Source organism: Streptomyces mashuensis, from assembly GCF_014654785.1.
Taxonomy (GTDB): Bacteria; Actinomycetota; Actinomycetes; order Streptomycetales; family Streptomycetaceae; genus Streptomyces; species Streptomyces mashuensis.
In genome coordinates this window covers 67,320-80,869 of the sequence record NZ_BNBD01000002.1, presented here as the reverse complement: position 1 = coordinate 80,869, position 13,550 = coordinate 67,320, and the positions used below count along the sequence as shown (strand labels likewise).

Below are 13,550 nucleotides of genomic sequence, written 5' to 3'. Positions count from 1 at the left end.
CGGGGCCGGGCAGCGACGGCCGGCGGGGTCAGACCACGGCGCCGCGGCCCGGGTCGTCGTCGTCCTCGTCGTCGTCCTTCATCCGCAGCACCAGCGTGGCGAAGCCGCCCAGGAAACCGCCGACCCCCACCGTGGTCATCCACCACGTCAGCTCCTGCTGCAACAGCACCATCACCAGCAGCAGCAACGGGCCGCCCAGCACCGCGATCCACGCGAACCGCGACGTCACGTCACCGGCCGGCAGCGGCGGCGGCTCCGGCGGCACGAAGTGACCCTCGTCGTCAGGGAAGTCCGGGGCGTCCGCAGCGTCCCGGCCGTCCGGGCCCTTCGCGTCGTCCTCGCGCCCGGGAGTCCGCTCCTCGGCCCGCCGCGCGGGCGTGGCGGCGTCGGCCGGGGCGGAGGCGGCGGGTGCCGCGGGCGTGGCGGCCGGCGCGGTGGGCTCGGCCAGGTCGCCCGTGGCCGGCCAGCGGCCCTTCTCCGGGTCCGGCTGCTCGCCGTAGGCGGCCACCAGCTCGGCCCAGGCCCGCTCCTCGTCCAGCGGCTCGCGGCCCTCCTCCCGGTCCTTGTCCCGGTCGCGGTCCGCGTCGCGCTCAGCCACCGGGGGCCGTCCCCAGCTCGGCCAGGCCCTTCGACAGCCGGCCGATGAACGCGTACGTCTCCTCGAAGACCGTCTCCGCGTCGTGGTCGAGCGTCGCCACGTGATAGCTGCGCTCCAGCAGCCGCTCGGTGACGTCGAGGGAGGAGACACGGGAGAGGATGCGGGCCGAGTCGGCCGGCGGCACCACATGGTCCTGGGGGCTGTGCATCAGCAGCAACGGCTGGGTCACCTGGGGCAGTTCGGCGTCCAGCATGCGCAGGAAGCGCCGGAAGGAGTGCGCGCTGTGCAGCGGCACACGGTCGTAGCCGACCTCGACGGCACCGGGGAGCGCGATGTCGCTGGCGATGCCCTTGGTGGACGGCATCAGGTGGCGCAGCACCGGCAGCGCCCGCGCCGCCACGCCGTGCACCTTGTTGGCCGGATTGACCAGCACGATGCCGGAGACCGCGGTGCCGTGCCGGGCCGCCAGCCGCAGCGTGAGCGCGCCGCCCATGGACAGCCCGCACACGAAGACCTCCGAGCAGCGCTCGCGCAGCGCCCACAGCTCGCGGTCGACCTCCGCGTACCAGTCCTGCCAGCCCGTGACCGCCATGTCCTGCCAGCGCGTGCCGTGGCCGGGCAGCAGCGGGAGCGAGACGGTCAGCCCCCGTTCCGCGAGATAATCGGCCCAGGGGCGGACGGACTGCGGCGAGCCGGTGAAGCCGTGGCACACGAGGACGCCGACCTCTCCGCCGTCGTGGCGGAACGGCTCGGCTCCGGGGAGGAGCTGCACCGGGATCTCCGATCGGTGGGTGCGGAACAGCGGGACGACGGAAGGCGGCGACGAAGGGCGACGACGGAAGGCGGGACCTCCGGGCCTACGGCCCTCAGCCTACGCGGAGCGCCGCACGGCGGGTAGGCAGGTTAAGGTCTCCTCGTCACACACAGGAGGTTGTCGGTTGTTCTACGGCGCAATGAAGCTGTCCATCGGCGGGTCGCTGAAGCTTGCCTTCCGGCCGTGGGTGGAGGGCCTGGAGAACGTCCCCGCCGAGGGGCCGGCGATCCTGGCGAGCAACCATCTGTCCTTCTCGGACTCCTTCTTCCTGCCCGCGGTCCTGGACCGGAAGATCACGTTCATCGCCAAGCAGGAGTACTTCACCTCCCCCGGCGTCAAGGGCAAGCTGACGGCCGCCTTCTTCAAGGGCGTCGGCCAGCTCCCGGTGGACCGCTCCGGCGCCCGTGGCGCCGGCGAGGCCGCCATCAAGAGCGGCATCGAGGTCCTGGAGCGCGGTGAACTCTTCGGCATCTACCCCGAGGGCACCCGCTCGCCCGACGGCCGCCTCTACCGCGGCAAGCCCGGCGGCCTCGCGCGCGTCGCCCTGGCCACGGGCGCCCCGGTGATCCCGGTGGCGATGATCGACACGGAGAAGATCCAGCCCCCGGGCAAGGTCGTGCCCAAGCTCATGCGGCCGGGCATCCGCATCGGCAAGCCCCTGGACTTCAGCCGCTACCACGGCATGGACAACGACCGCTTCATCCTCCGCTCCGTGACCGACGAGGTCATGTACGAGATCATGAAGCTCTCCGGCCAGGAGTACGTCGACATCTACGCCACCGCCGCCAAGCGGCAGATCGCCGAGGAGGCGAAGCGGAAGGCCGAGGAGGAGAAGGCGGCCAAGTCCGCCGGCCTGGACGCCACCGAGAAGTAGGCGACCGGATGAACCGGAGCACCGGGCGGAAGCCCCGCGCGGTGCGGATGTCGGTCGAGCTGCCCCTCTGGCGCGCCCTGGCCGGCTACCGCATCCTCACCCTCGGCTACGCCCTCGCGCTCTTCCTGCTCAACCGGCGGGAGTACGCCCACCCCCTCGGCGCCGCCCTCTACATGGGCGTCCTCACCGTATGGACGCTGGCGACCTGGAACCGGGTGACCTCCGCCGAGCGCTGCACCAAGCCGTTCCTGGCCGCCGACCTGACGATCGCGCTCACCGGCATCCTGCTCACCGCCGCGGTGGACACCCCCGAGCGCATCGCCGGAGGCTCGGCGACCCTGCCGTCCATCTGGGCCGGCGGCGCGGTACTGGGCCTGGCCATCAAGTCCGGCTGGCGGTGGGCGGCGGTCGGCTCCACGCTGGTGGCCGTCGCCAACCTCGCCGAGCGCGGCGGCCCCGCCCGCGACACCGTGCACAACGTCGTCCTGGTGTGGGTCTCCAGCATCGCCATCGGCTACATCGTCGAGGTCGCCCGCGCCAGCGAGCGCACCCTCGCCCGCGCCCTGCGCATCGAGGCCGCCACCCGCGAACGCGAGCGGCTCGCCCGCGACATCCACGACAGCGTCCTCCAGGTCCTGGCCATGGTGCAGCGGCGCGGTGCCGCGCTGGGCGGCGAGGCCGCCGAGCTGGGCCGGCTGGCCGGCGAGCAGGAGATCGCGCTGCGCACCCTGGTCGCCGGCGGCCTGGTGCGGCAGCGGCGCTCCGCCGAGGAGGAGGCGCAGGACGTCCTCCGGGCGCCGGCCGTACCGGCGGACGCCCCGCCGGAGGGCCCCTGCGACCTGCGCGCGCTGCTGTCGCCGTACGCCGGGTCCGCCGTGACCCTCTCCGCGCCCGGCACGCCCGTCCTGCTGGAGGCGGCACGGGCCGCGGAACTCGCGGCCGCCGTCGGCGCCGCCCTGGACAATGTCGACCGGCACGCCGGCCCGGACGCCCGGGCCTGGGTGCTGGTCGAGGACGAACCGGACGAGGTGATCGTCACCGTGCGGGACGACGGCCCCGGCATCCCCGAGGGCCGCCTCGCGGACGCCGAGCGCGAGGGCCGCATGGGCGTCGCCCTGTCCATCCGCGGCCGCCTGCGCGACCTGGGCGGCAGCGCCGAGCTGATGTCCGTGCCCGGCCAGGGCACGGAGGTCGAACTGAGAATTCCCCGGGGGAGCGCATGACCGACGTCGTGAAGGTGATGGTGGTCGACGACCACCCGATGTGGCGGGACGCCGTCGCCCGCGACCTGGCCGAGAACGGCTACGAGGTGGTGGCCACCGCCGGCGACGGCCCGCAGGCCGTGCGCCGCGCCAAGGCCACCGCACCCGACGTGCTGGTCCTCGACCTCAACCTGCCCGGCCTGCCCGGCGCGGCCGTCTGCAAGGAGGTCGTGGCCGACAACCCCGCCCTGCGCGTCCTCGTGCTCTCCGCCAGCGGCGAGCACGCCGACGTGCTGGAGGCCGTGAAGTCCGGCGCCACCGGCTACCTGGTGAAGTCCGCCAGCACCGGCGAGCTCCTCGACGCCGTACGCCGCACCGCCGCCGGCGACCCCGTCTTCACCCCCGGCCTGGCCGGGCTGGTCCTCGGCGAGTACCGCCGGCTGGCCGCCGACCCGGCGCCGGCCGCGGCCGAGGACGACAGGACGCCGCGGCTCACCGACCGGGAGAAGGAGGTCCTCCGCCTGGTCGCCAAGGGCTTGTCGTACAAGCAGATCGCGGAACGGCTGGTTATTTCCCACCGCACGGTGCAGAACCATGTGCAGAACACCTTGGGCAAGCTCCAGCTGCACAACCGCGTGGAGCTCGTCCGCTACGCGATAGAGCGAGGTCTCGACGACGCCTGACCCTGCCGCGGCCGGGCGCGCGTCGTCCGGGCGGGAGGGAAGGTGTCATGCGGATCGGAGTGCTGACCGGCGGAGGCGACTGCCCCGGCCTCAACGCGGTCATCCGCGCGGTCGTCCGCAAGGGCGTCCAGGACCACGACTACGGCTTCACCGGCTTCCGGGACGGCTGGCGCGGCGTGCTGGAGGGGCGCGCCGTACCGCTGGGCATCCCGCAGGTGCGCGGCATCCTGCCGCGCGGCGGCACGATCCTCGGCTCCTCCCGCACCAACCCCTTCCGGGAACGGGACGGGGTGGAGCGCATCACCGGCACGCTGGAGCAGCAGGGGATCGACGCGCTGATCGCCATCGGCGGCGAGGACACGCTGGGCGTGGCCGCCCGGCTCGCCGAGGAGCACGGCGTCCGGTGCGTCGGCGTGCCCAAGACCATCGACAACGACCTGTCCGCCACGGACTACACCTTCGGCTTCGACACCGCCGTCGGCATCGCCACCGAGGCCATCGACCGCCTGCACACGACCGCCGAGTCGCACATGCGGGTGCTCGTCGTCGAGGTCATGGGCCGGCACGCCGGCTGGATCGCACTCCACTCCGGCCTGGCCGGCGGCGCCAACGTCATCCTCGTCCCCGAGCAGCGCTTCGACGTCGACGAGGTCTGCGCCTGGGTGACCTCCCGCTTCCGCGCCAGCTACGCGCCCATCGTCGTCGTCGCGGAGGGCGCGATGCCGCGCGACGGCGAGCTGGTGCTCAAGGACCCGCAGACGCTGGACGCCTTCGGGCACGTCCGGCTGTCGGGCGTGGGGGAGTGGCTGGCCAAGGAGATCGAGAAGCGCACGGGCAAGGAGGCCCGCACGACGGTCCTGGGCCACGTCCAGCGCGGCGGCACGCCCAGCGCGTTCGACCGGTGGCTGGCGACGCGGTTCGGGCTGCACGCGATCGACGCCGTGCGGGAGGGCGACTACGGGAAGATGGTCGCCCTCCGCGGCACGGACGTCGTCCGCGTACCGCTGCGCGAGGCGACGGCGAGCCTGAAGACGGTGCCGATGTCTCTGTACGAGGAGGCCAAGGTCTTCTTCGGCTGAGCGCCACCGGCCCGCGCCGTCAGGCGCGGGCCACCGCCCGGCTGAGGAGCTCCGCCACGATGGCGGGGCCGTTCAGCGTCAGCACCGATTCCGGGTGGAACTGGACGCCCGCGAAGCCCGGCCCGCGGAGACCGTGGACCTCGCCGGTCGAGACGTCGCGGCTCACCTCCACCCCGTGGAGCGCCAGCTCACCCACCGCCCCCGCATCGCACCGCGCAGCAAACGTGTTGTAGAAGCCCACCGTCTCCTCCCTCCCGAAGAAGTCGATCCGCTCCTGCGCCCCCTGGAACGGCACGTCCTTGCGGACGATCTCCAGCCCCAGCTCCGCCGCGATCAGCTCGTGCCCCAGGCACACCCCCAGCACCCCGTGCCGGTGCCCGGCCAGCAGATCCGCCGCCAGTCCGCGCAGCACCCGCATCTTGGGGCCGGACGCGTCCGACGGGTTGCCGGGCCCGGGGCCCAGCACCACCGGGCCGGCATGGCCCAGCACCGCGGACCGCAGCCCGGGATCGTCGTAGCGGCGCACCGTCACCGTGAGGCCCGACATCCGCAGCAGGTGCGCGAGCATCGCGGTGAACGTGTCCTCGCCGTCCACCACGAACGCGTGACCGTTCATGGGCGCGGCGGCCGGGCCGCCGGCGTGCATCCGGAGCCAGAAGGGGGCCAGGTCCGCGCGGCGGGCGTCCAGCGCGGCGCGTACCCGGGGGTCGTCGCCGAGGCGTACGGGCGGGGCGCCCGCCGGGCGTACGGGGCCCGGGCGCACGCCCAGCGCGGCGAGGACGCCGGCCGCCTTGGCGTGCGTCTCGGCGACCTCCGCGCGCGGGTCGGAGCGGCGCACGAGCGTGGCGCCCACGCCCACCCGCAGCAGGCCGCGCCGGTCGATGTCGGCGGTGCGGATGAGGATCGGCGAGTCGAGGGTCTGCGCGCCGCCGGCGTCGCGGCCCAGCAGGGCCAGCGCACCGGCGTAGTAGCCCCGGCCGCGCGGCTCGTACCGCTCGATGACGCGGCAGGCGTTCTGCACGGGCGAGCCGGTGACCGTCGCCGCGAACATCGTCTCGCGCAGCACGTCCCGCACGTCCAGCGAGGAGCGGCCGCGCAGCTCGTACTCGGTGTGGGCGAGGTGCGCCATCTCGCGCAGCCGGGGGCCGACGACGACGCCGCCGCGGTCGCCGACCGTGCACATCATCTTCAGCTCCTCGTCCACGACCATGGACAGCTCCTCGACCTCCTTGCGGTCGTGGAGGAAGGTCAGCAGGCCGTCGGCGGAGGGGCCGGCGGCGGGGTAGCGGTAGGTGCCGCTGATGGGGTTCATCACGACCGTGCCGCCGGCCATGCGCACGTGCACCTCGGGGCTGGCCCCGACGAGGGTGCGGTCGCCGGTGTGCACCACGTACGTCCAGTACGCGCCGCGCTCGCCGGCGAGGAGCCGCCGGAAGAGGGCGAGGGCGTCGGCCGGGCCGAAGCCGTGGATCTCGCCCTCGAAGGTGCGCCGCACGACGAAGTTGGCGCCCTCGCCGGTGCCGATCTCGTGTTCGACGACGCGCCGGACGATGTCCGCGTACGCGTCGTCGGCCAGGTCGAACGCGCCGCCCTCGACGCGCACCTCGTGGTCCGGGAGGGCGGCGAGCATCTCGTCCAGCGGCAGCTCGTGGGCCTCGTCGGGGTGCAGGGCGAGCAGCGGGGTGCCGTCGTCGCGGACGTCGAAGCCGCGCTCGCGGATCTGGCGGAAGGGGACGAGCGCCAGCGCGTCGTGGGCGGGGCCGCCGTGGGCGGGCGGGCCGGCCGGCAGCGGGATGTCGGTGAGGCGCTCGTACTCCCGTACGGGGCCGGTGAGCAGCTCGACGGTGTCGCCGGCCCGGCCCGGGGTGCGGCGGTGCAGCAGGGCGAACGGCGGGGCGGCCGGGCCGCTGGGCGCGGTCAGGCGGGCGAGGAGGTCGGTCGCGGTGACGGTCATCGGTGGGGTGTTCCTTCCTGGCGTGTGTGCCGGAGGAGGAACGGCCCTTCGTTGCCGGTTTCACCCGTCGGGTGGACCGAAGGCCGCCCCTCGGGGCGGCCTTCGCGGTCGGTGGTACGCGCGATCAGTGGGCCGCCCGGGGAGCGGTCCACCACCAGTTCTGCTTGCAGTCGGCGAGCACGTACATGCGTGGCACAGTACCGCACCCGGGCGGCGGGCGCCCGGGATTTCCCGGCTCCTCCGCATCCGTACGGTTCGCGTCCGCCACTTGGCCGTCCACCGTCACCCGCCCGGAAATTGTCTCGTGTTTTGTCTCATATTCCGGTCGGGCCGCCGGGGCGGCGGTGGCGACCCCGTAATGTTGAGGGCGTGACCGTGAACGCTGACATCCACGCCGGTGGCAACACCTGGCGCTCCCTGCCCGCGGCGCAGCAGCCCGAATGGCCGGACCACGAGGCTCTGCGCGATGTGATCGCCGAGCTCGAGTCCTATCCGCCGCTCGTCTTCGCGGGCGAGTGCGACCAGCTGCGCCAGCGCCTGGGAGCCGTCGCCCGTGGTGAGGCGTTCCTGCTCCAGGGCGGTGACTGCGCCGAGGCGTTCGACGCGGTCGGCGCCGACCAGATCCGCAACAAGCTGAAGACGCTCCTCCAGATGGGCGCGGTGCTGACCTACGCCGGCCAGGTGCCGGTGGTCAAGGTCGGCCGCATCGCCGGCCAGTACAGCAAGCCGCGCTCGAAGCCGACCGAGACCCGCGACGGCGTGACCCTGCCGACCTACCGCGGCGACTCGGTGAACGGCTTCGCCTTCACGCCCGAGGCCCGTACCCCGGACCCGCAGCGGCTGAAGCGCATGTACCACGCGTCGGCGTCCACGCTGAACCTGGTGCGTGCCTTCACCACCGGTGGCTACGCCGACCTGCGCCAGGTGCACGCCTGGAACCAGGACTTCGTCCGCTCCTCGCCCTCCGGGCAGCGCTACGAGCAGCTGGCCCGGGAGATCGACCGGGCGCTGAACTTCATGAACGCCTGCGGGGTGGACCCGGAGGAGTTCCGGACGGTGGAGTTCTTCTCCTCGCACGAGGCGCTGATCCTGGACTACGAGTCGGCGCTGACCCGCGTCGACTCGCGCACCGGCCGGCTCTACGACGTCTCGGGCCACATGGTGTGGATCGGTGAGCGCACCCGGCAGCTGGACGGGGCGCACATCGAGTTCGTGTCGAAGATCCGCAACCCCATCGGGGTGAAGCTCGGTCCGACGACGACGCCCGAGGAGGCGCTGACGCTCATCGAGCGCCTGGACCCCGAGCGCGAGCCGGGCCGCCTCACCTTCATCACCCGGATGGGTGCCGACAAGATCCGCGACCGGCTGCCCACCCTGGTGGAGAAGGTCACGGCCTCCGGCGCCCAGGTGGCGTGGGTCTGCGACCCGATGCACGGCAACACCTTCGAGGCGGCCTCGGGCCACAAGACCCGCCGCTTCGACGACGTGCTCGACGAGGTCAAGGGCTTCTTCGAGGTGCACAAGGGCCTGGGCACCCACCCGGGCGGCATCCACGTGGAGCTGACCGGTGACGACGTCACCGAGTGCGTGGGCGGCGGCGACGAGATCTTCGTCGACGACCTGCACCAGCGGTACGAGACCGCGTGCGACCCGCGCCTGAACCGCAGCCAGTCGCTGGACCTGGCGTTCCTGGTCGCGGAGATGTACCGGGACCAGTAGCACCGGCAGTTGTCCGTATATGTCCACGCCGTGGGGCGCGCATCCGGGTGATGCGCGCCCCACGGCGTTGTTTTTCGGCCACCGTGACCGGTAAGGTAAGGGTTACCTTATTGATCGACTCGGCCCCCGGGCCGGCAAGGCGGTGACGGCGTGTACGTCTGCTCGTGCTTCGGCATCACGGAGCAGCAGGTGCGCGAGCACGCCGGCAACGGGGCGTGCACGCCCCGCAAGATAGCCTCGGCCTGCAAGGCGGGCACCGACTGCGGCAGCTGTGTGCGCCGTATCCAGCAGCTCCTCGGCCGGGACGCCTGCCCGCGCCGCGAGGCGGCCGACCGGGGCGGGGCCGGCGTTCTGGCCGCCTAGTCGCCGTGGCCCGGTCGCCGTGGCCTAGTCGCTGTTGCCGTTGTCCTGCTCGATGTACTGGGCCAGGTAGAGCGGCTCGCCCAGCTTCTCGATCAGCTCCAGCTGCGTGTCGAGGTAGTCGATGTGGTCCTCCTCGTCGGCGAGGATCGCCTCGAAGATGTTGGCCGAGGTGATGTCGCCCTTGGCGCGCATGACCTCCACACCGCGCCGCAGCCGGTCGATGGCCTCCACCTCCACCTGCCGGTCCGCCTGGAACATCTCCGTGATCGTCTGGCCGACCCGCACGTGGAACAGGCGCTGGTAGTTGGGGAGCGCCTCCAGGAAGATGATCCTGTCCGTCAGCGTCTCCGCGTGCCTCATCTCGTCGAACGACTCGGCGCGGGTGTGCGAGGCGATCTTCGTCCAGCCGTGGTGCTCCTGCAGCTTGGCGTGCAGGAAGTACTGGTTGATCGCGGTCAGCTCGGCGGTGAGCTGCTCGTTGAGGAACTCGATGACCTCGGGATCGCCCTGCATCGCGTGAGGCTCCTTCCGGGCGTGCGGCGGTTGCGCGCGCATCCTCGCACCAGCATGGCGCACGTTCCAGTAAGTGCACACTTAGTGTGATGTGCCCGGATTGCCGGGATGGCTGGGAACCCCTGGTCATCACCATCCGGCAGCGTCTGACACCATTGAGCCATGGGCCCCTCCAAAGACACCGAAAGCCGCGAAGGAGACGCTCTCCCGCTGCCCCCGGGGCAGCGGATCCAGCGCGGCTGGCCGGTGACGCACTACGGCCCGGTGCCGCGGTTCAAGCCGGACCGCTGGGAGTTCCGGGTCTTCGGGACCACCGCCGACGGCGACAAGCACACCTGGCGGCACGAGGAGTTCTGCGCCCTGCCGTATGCCACCGTCGTGGCCGACCTGCACTGCGTGACCAAGTACAGCGTGCTGGGTGCCGAGTGGGGCGGCGTGCCCGCCCGGACGATCCTGGAGCTCGCGCCGCCGGCCCCCGGCGTCACGCACGTGATGGTGTGGGCCGAGTACGGCTTCAGCTCCAACCTCCGGCTGGCCGACTTCGCCGCCGACACCACCATCTTCGCCACCCACAAGGACGACGAGATGCTCACCGCCGAGCACGGCTTCCCCGTGCGCCTGGTGGTGCCGCACCTCTACGCCTGGAAGGGCCCCAAATGGGTGCGCGGCGTGGAGTACATGACCGCCGACCGCCGCGGCTTCTGGGAGGAGCGGGGCTACCACAACCTCGGTGACCCCTGGCGCGAGCAGCGCTACTCCTACCAGGAGAACCCCGGCGAGGGCCCCGAGCTGTAGCCGCCGGCAAGGACCCCTCAGCCGTCCCGCCAGCCGTCCCGCAGGGCCTTCAGCCGCGCCACGTCCGCCGCGTGCCCCGCCGTACCGCCCGGCGTCTCGATCGTCAGCGGCACGCCCTCGGTCGCCGGGTGCGAGAACAGCTCGGCGAACGGCTCCGCCCCGATGTGCCCGGCGCCGATGTTCTCGTGCCGGTCCTTGTGGGCGCCCACCACGTCCTTCGAGTCGTTGGCGTGGATCAGCCCCAGCCGGCCCTCGCCGACCACGTCCACCAGCTCGTCCAGCGTCCGCTTCACCCCGCCCGGCGCCGCCAGGTCGTGCCCGGCCGCGAACAGGTGGCAGGTGTCCAGGCACACCCCGAGCCGCGGGTGGTGCTCCAGCGCGTCGAAGTACGGGCCCAGGTCCTCGACCAGCGAGCACAAGGACGCGCCCTGACCGGCCGTCGGCTCCAGCAGCAGCGCCGGGTCGTCGTCGTGCACCAGCTCCGCCAGCAGCGGCAGCAGGCGCTCGTGCACCTGCGCCAGTGCCGCCGCCCGGTCCCGGCCGCCCGTCGCCGAGCCGGTGTGCACCACCACACCGCGCGCCCCGATCTCCCGGCCCCGGCGCAGCGAGTGCCGCAGCGACTCCACCGACCGGTCCACCGTCGCCGCCGTGTGCGAGCCGAAGTTGATCAGGTAGGGGGCGTGCACGTAGACCGGCAGGCCCTCCTCCGCACAGGCCGCGCGGAACGCCTCGCTCTGCGCCGGGTCGCCCGCGGGCGTGGCCCAGCCGCGCGGGTTGGCCACGAAGACCTGGACGGCCTCGGCGCCCATCGTGCGCGCGTACGGCAGGCCCACCCGGGCCAGGCCGCCGGCCACGGGGATGTGCCCGCCCACGGGGTTGCGCAGCGCGCCGTCACTCGTACCGGTACTGCTCATGCCTCAGAACCCGCTCTTCATGCGGATGACGATCGTGTCGCCCTTCGGCGCCTGCGTGCCGCCGCGCACCGACTGGCTCTCCACCGCGTCGCGCGGGAAGAAGAAGGGCCGCTCCACCTTCACCTGGAAGCCCGCGGCCTGGAGCGCCTGCTTGGCGTCGGCCTCGGTGCGGCCGGTGACGTCCGGGACCGCGGCCATCTCCCGGCCCTTGGACAGCGTCAGCGACACCGTGTCGCCCTCCCCGGCCTTCGTGCCGACGGCCGGGGACTGCTGCGCCACCGTGCCCTTGTCCCGGGTGGAGAACACCTGCGTGTCGGAGACCTCGGCCTTCAGCCCCAGCTTGCCCAGCGCCGCCGTCGCCGCCTCCGGGGTCATGCCGCTCACGTCCGGCACGGCGATCTGCCTGCCCTTGCTGACGACGACCGCGACCGACGTGCCCGGCCGGCGCGAGGAGCCCGGCGCCGGGTCGGTGGACAGCACGGCGTCCTTCGGCGTCTCGTCGCTGAACTGCCGCGTGACGTCACCGACCGCCAGGCCCGCCTTCTCGATCTTCTGCTTGGCCTCGTCGAAGGGCATGCCGGTGACGTTGGGCACCTCGGCCTTCTCCGGGCCGCGCGAGACCGTCAGCGTCACCTTGCCGTTCCTGCGGATGCGCTGCCCCGGCTCCGGATCGGTGGACAGCACGTGGCCGCGCTCGACCGTGTCGCTGTACGCCTCCGTGGTCCGTACCGCCAGGCCCGCCTTGTCCAGCTCCTGCTCGGCCTTCTCCTGCGGCATGTCCAGCACCGCCGGCACCGCAGTGAACTGGCCCGAGTTGATGTACCAGACCCCCGCGCCACCGCCCAGCACCAGCAGCAGGGCGGCCACGGCCGTGACGATCCAGCGCCGCCGCGGCAGCCGCCCGGCGAACCCGCCGCGGCCCCCCGCGCCGGGCCCGTCCGCGAAGCCCGCGTCCCGGTGCGCGGCCGGCGGCCCCTGCGGGGGCGCGGCCGGCACCCGGTCCAGGACCGTCGTACGGTCCAGGTCCTCGGCCGGCGCCGGCCCCGCCACGGCGACCGGGCGCGGGATCACACTCGTACGGTCCTCCGGGCCCACGCCCGCCGCAGCCGGCACGCCCAGGGCGGCGGCGCCGGCCCGTGCGTGCGGCGGCACCGCGTCCAGCTGCTCGTCCGACAGCGCCGCGCGGGCCTGCCGGACCAGGCCCAGCAGCTCCGCCGCGTCCACCGGCCGCCGCTCCGGGTCGCGCGCGGTGGCACCGGCCACCAGCGCGTCCAGCTCCGGCGCCAGCCCCGGCACCGCCGCCGACGGCGGCGGGACGTCCTCGTGCAGGTGCTGGTAGAGCACCTGCGCCGGGGTGCCGCCGGTGTGCGGCTTGCCGCCCGTGAGCATCTCGTACAGCACCACGCCGCACGCGTACACGTCCGCGCGGGTGTCCGCCGTGCCGTGCTCGATCTGCTCCGGCGCCAGGTACGAGACGGTGCCCAGCACCGCGCCCGTGCTGGTGCCGGTGGCGGTGTCCACCGCCCGCACCAGGCCGAAGTCGGCGACCTTCACCCGGCCGTCGTCCCCGATGAGGACGTTCTCCGGCTTCATGTCGCGGTGCACCAGACCCGCGCGGTGCGCCGCCCCCAGGGCCGCGAGCACCGGCTCGGCCACGTCCAGCGCGGCCCGCGGCGACAGCGCCCCGCGCTCGCGCAGCACGTCGCGCAGCGTGCACCCCGCCACGTACTCCATCGCCAGGTACACGTAGTGGCCGTCCGTGCCCTGGTCGAACACGCCCACCACGTTCGGGTGGTCCAGCCGGGCCACCGACTTGGCCTCGCGGATGAAACGCTCGACGAACGCGCCGTCGGCGGCGAGGGAGGGGTGCATCACCTTCAGGGCGAGGATGCGGTCGAGCCGGGTGTCCAGGGCCCGGTAGACCGTGGCCATGCCGCCCACGGCGATCCGCGCCTCGACGCGGTAGCGCCCGTCCAGCAGCTGGTCGACCAGGGGGTCCGGCAGGGTGGTGTCCACGGCGACGAGTTTACGGGCGGGTCCCG

The 13,550-nt window shown here is 73.3% G+C and carries 13 protein-coding genes; 7 read left to right on the top strand and 6 right to left on the bottom strand.

From position 1 onward, the window contains the following. Window positions 1-28: 28 nt before the first annotated feature. Together IE305_RS05515 and IE305_RS05510 are read right to left on the bottom strand one after the other, a co-directional pair. Window positions 29-598: a hypothetical protein gene (locus tag IE305_RS05515; RefSeq protein ID WP_190128300.1), complete on the bottom strand. Its 570-nt coding sequence runs from the start codon at window positions 596-598 to the stop codon at window positions 29-31. Beyond that, window positions 591-1,370 (bottom strand): alpha/beta hydrolase, encoded by a 780-nt coding sequence (locus tag IE305_RS05510; protein WP_190128299.1) that lies wholly within the window; start codon window positions 1,368-1,370, stop codon window positions 591-593. Before IE305_RS05510 ends, IE305_RS05515 begins: the two co-directional genes overlap by 8 nt. A 166-nt stretch (window positions 1,371-1,536) precedes the next feature. Between IE305_RS05510 and IE305_RS05505 the strand changes: the two genes are divergently transcribed. Genes IE305_RS05505 through IE305_RS05490 form a run of 4 tightly spaced genes read left to right on the top strand, consistent with a single transcriptional unit; the run spans window position 1,537 to window position 5,250 of the window. Then, complete coding sequence (locus IE305_RS05505; RefSeq protein ID WP_190128298.1) at window positions 1,537-2,286, top strand: lysophospholipid acyltransferase family protein; 750 nt, start codon at window positions 1,537-1,539, stop codon at window positions 2,284-2,286. 8 nt (window positions 2,287-2,294) lie between these two features. Continuing rightward, window positions 2,295-3,509, top strand: a complete 1,215-nt coding sequence (gene macS, locus IE305_RS05500) for a MacS family sensor histidine kinase (protein WP_229890609.1) — start codon at window positions 2,295-2,297, stop codon at window positions 3,507-3,509. Next, window positions 3,506-4,171 (top strand): response regulator, encoded by a 666-nt coding sequence (locus tag IE305_RS05495; RefSeq protein WP_190128297.1) that lies wholly within the window; start codon window positions 3,506-3,508, stop codon window positions 4,169-4,171. The genes macS and IE305_RS05495 overlap by 4 nt, the downstream gene beginning before the upstream one ends. Before the next feature lie 47 nt (window positions 4,172-4,218). Then, window positions 4,219-5,250, top strand: coding sequence for a 6-phosphofructokinase (locus tag IE305_RS05490; RefSeq protein ID WP_190128296.1), 1,032 nt, complete (start codon window positions 4,219-4,221; stop codon window positions 5,248-5,250). A 19-nt stretch (window positions 5,251-5,269) separates the two neighbouring features. On the opposite strand, the gene IE305_RS05485 is transcribed toward IE305_RS05490, so the two are convergent. Continuing rightward, on the bottom strand, window positions 5,270-7,204 hold the full coding sequence (locus tag IE305_RS05485; protein WP_190128295.1) for an anthranilate synthase family protein: 1,935 nt from the start codon (window positions 7,202-7,204) through the stop codon (window positions 5,270-5,272). Between the two features lie 369 nt (window positions 7,205-7,573). Here IE305_RS05485 and IE305_RS05480 point away from each other — a divergent pair, with 369 nt between their 5' ends. Together IE305_RS05480 and IE305_RS05475 are read left to right on the top strand one after the other, a co-directional pair. Then, complete coding sequence (locus IE305_RS05480) at window positions 7,574-8,923, top strand: class II 3-deoxy-7-phosphoheptulonate synthase (RefSeq protein WP_190128294.1); 1,350 nt, start codon at window positions 7,574-7,576, stop codon at window positions 8,921-8,923. A 150-nt stretch (window positions 8,924-9,073) separates the two neighbouring features. Next, window positions 9,074-9,286 carry a (2Fe-2S)-binding protein gene (locus IE305_RS05475; RefSeq protein WP_190128293.1) on the top strand — a complete coding sequence of 71 codons (213 nt, stop codon included), beginning with the start codon at window positions 9,074-9,076 and terminating at the stop codon, window positions 9,284-9,286. Window positions 9,287-9,310: 24 nt separating this feature from the next. On the opposite strand, the gene bfr is transcribed toward IE305_RS05475, so the two are convergent. Next, window positions 9,311-9,799: a bacterioferritin gene (bfr, locus tag IE305_RS05470; protein WP_190128292.1), complete on the bottom strand. Its 489-nt coding sequence runs from the start codon at window positions 9,797-9,799 to the stop codon at window positions 9,311-9,313. Window positions 9,800-9,961: 162 nt separating this feature from the next. On the opposite strand from bfr, the gene IE305_RS05465 reads away from it, so the two are divergent. Then, entirely contained in the window at window positions 9,962-10,594 is a 633-nt protein-coding gene (locus tag IE305_RS05465) for a sulfite oxidase-like oxidoreductase (protein ID WP_190128291.1), read from the top strand. A gap of 17 nt (window positions 10,595-10,611) precedes the next feature. On the opposite strand, the gene IE305_RS05460 is transcribed toward IE305_RS05465, so the two are convergent. After that, entirely contained in the window at window positions 10,612-11,508 is an 897-nt protein-coding gene (locus tag IE305_RS05460) for a deoxyribonuclease IV (RefSeq protein ID WP_190128290.1), read from the bottom strand. 3 nt (window positions 11,509-11,511) lie between these two features. Next, window positions 11,512-13,524 carry a Stk1 family PASTA domain-containing Ser/Thr kinase gene (pknB, locus tag IE305_RS05455; protein ID WP_190128289.1) on the bottom strand — a complete coding sequence of 671 codons (2,013 nt, stop codon included), beginning with the start codon at window positions 13,522-13,524 and terminating at the stop codon, window positions 11,512-11,514. Between the last annotated feature and the right edge of the window lie 26 nt (window positions 13,525-13,550).

Excerpts from the sequence above, each read along its gene's own strand:
- IE305_RS05485 (WP_190128295.1), bottom strand. The coding sequence starts at position 7,204 with ATGACCGTCACCGCGACCGACCTCCTCGCCCGCCTGACCGCGCCCAGC.
- IE305_RS05465 (WP_190128291.1), top strand. The coding sequence starts at position 9,962 with ATGGGCCCCTCCAAAGACACCGAAAGCCGCGAAGGAGACGCTCTCCCG.
- macS (WP_229890609.1), top strand. The coding sequence starts at position 2,295 with ATGAACCGGAGCACCGGGCGGAAGCCCCGCGCGGTGCGGATGTCGGTC.
- bfr (WP_190128292.1), bottom strand. The coding sequence starts at position 9,799 with ATGCAGGGCGATCCCGAGGTCATCGAGTTCCTCAACGAGCAGCTCACC.
- IE305_RS05460 (WP_190128290.1), bottom strand. The coding sequence starts at position 11,508 with ATGAGCAGTACCGGTACGAGTGACGGCGCGCTGCGCAACCCCGTGGGC.
- IE305_RS05490 (WP_190128296.1), top strand. The coding sequence starts at position 4,219 with ATGCGGATCGGAGTGCTGACCGGCGGAGGCGACTGCCCCGGCCTCAAC.
- IE305_RS05495 (WP_190128297.1), top strand. The coding sequence starts at position 3,506 with ATGACCGACGTCGTGAAGGTGATGGTGGTCGACGACCACCCGATGTGG.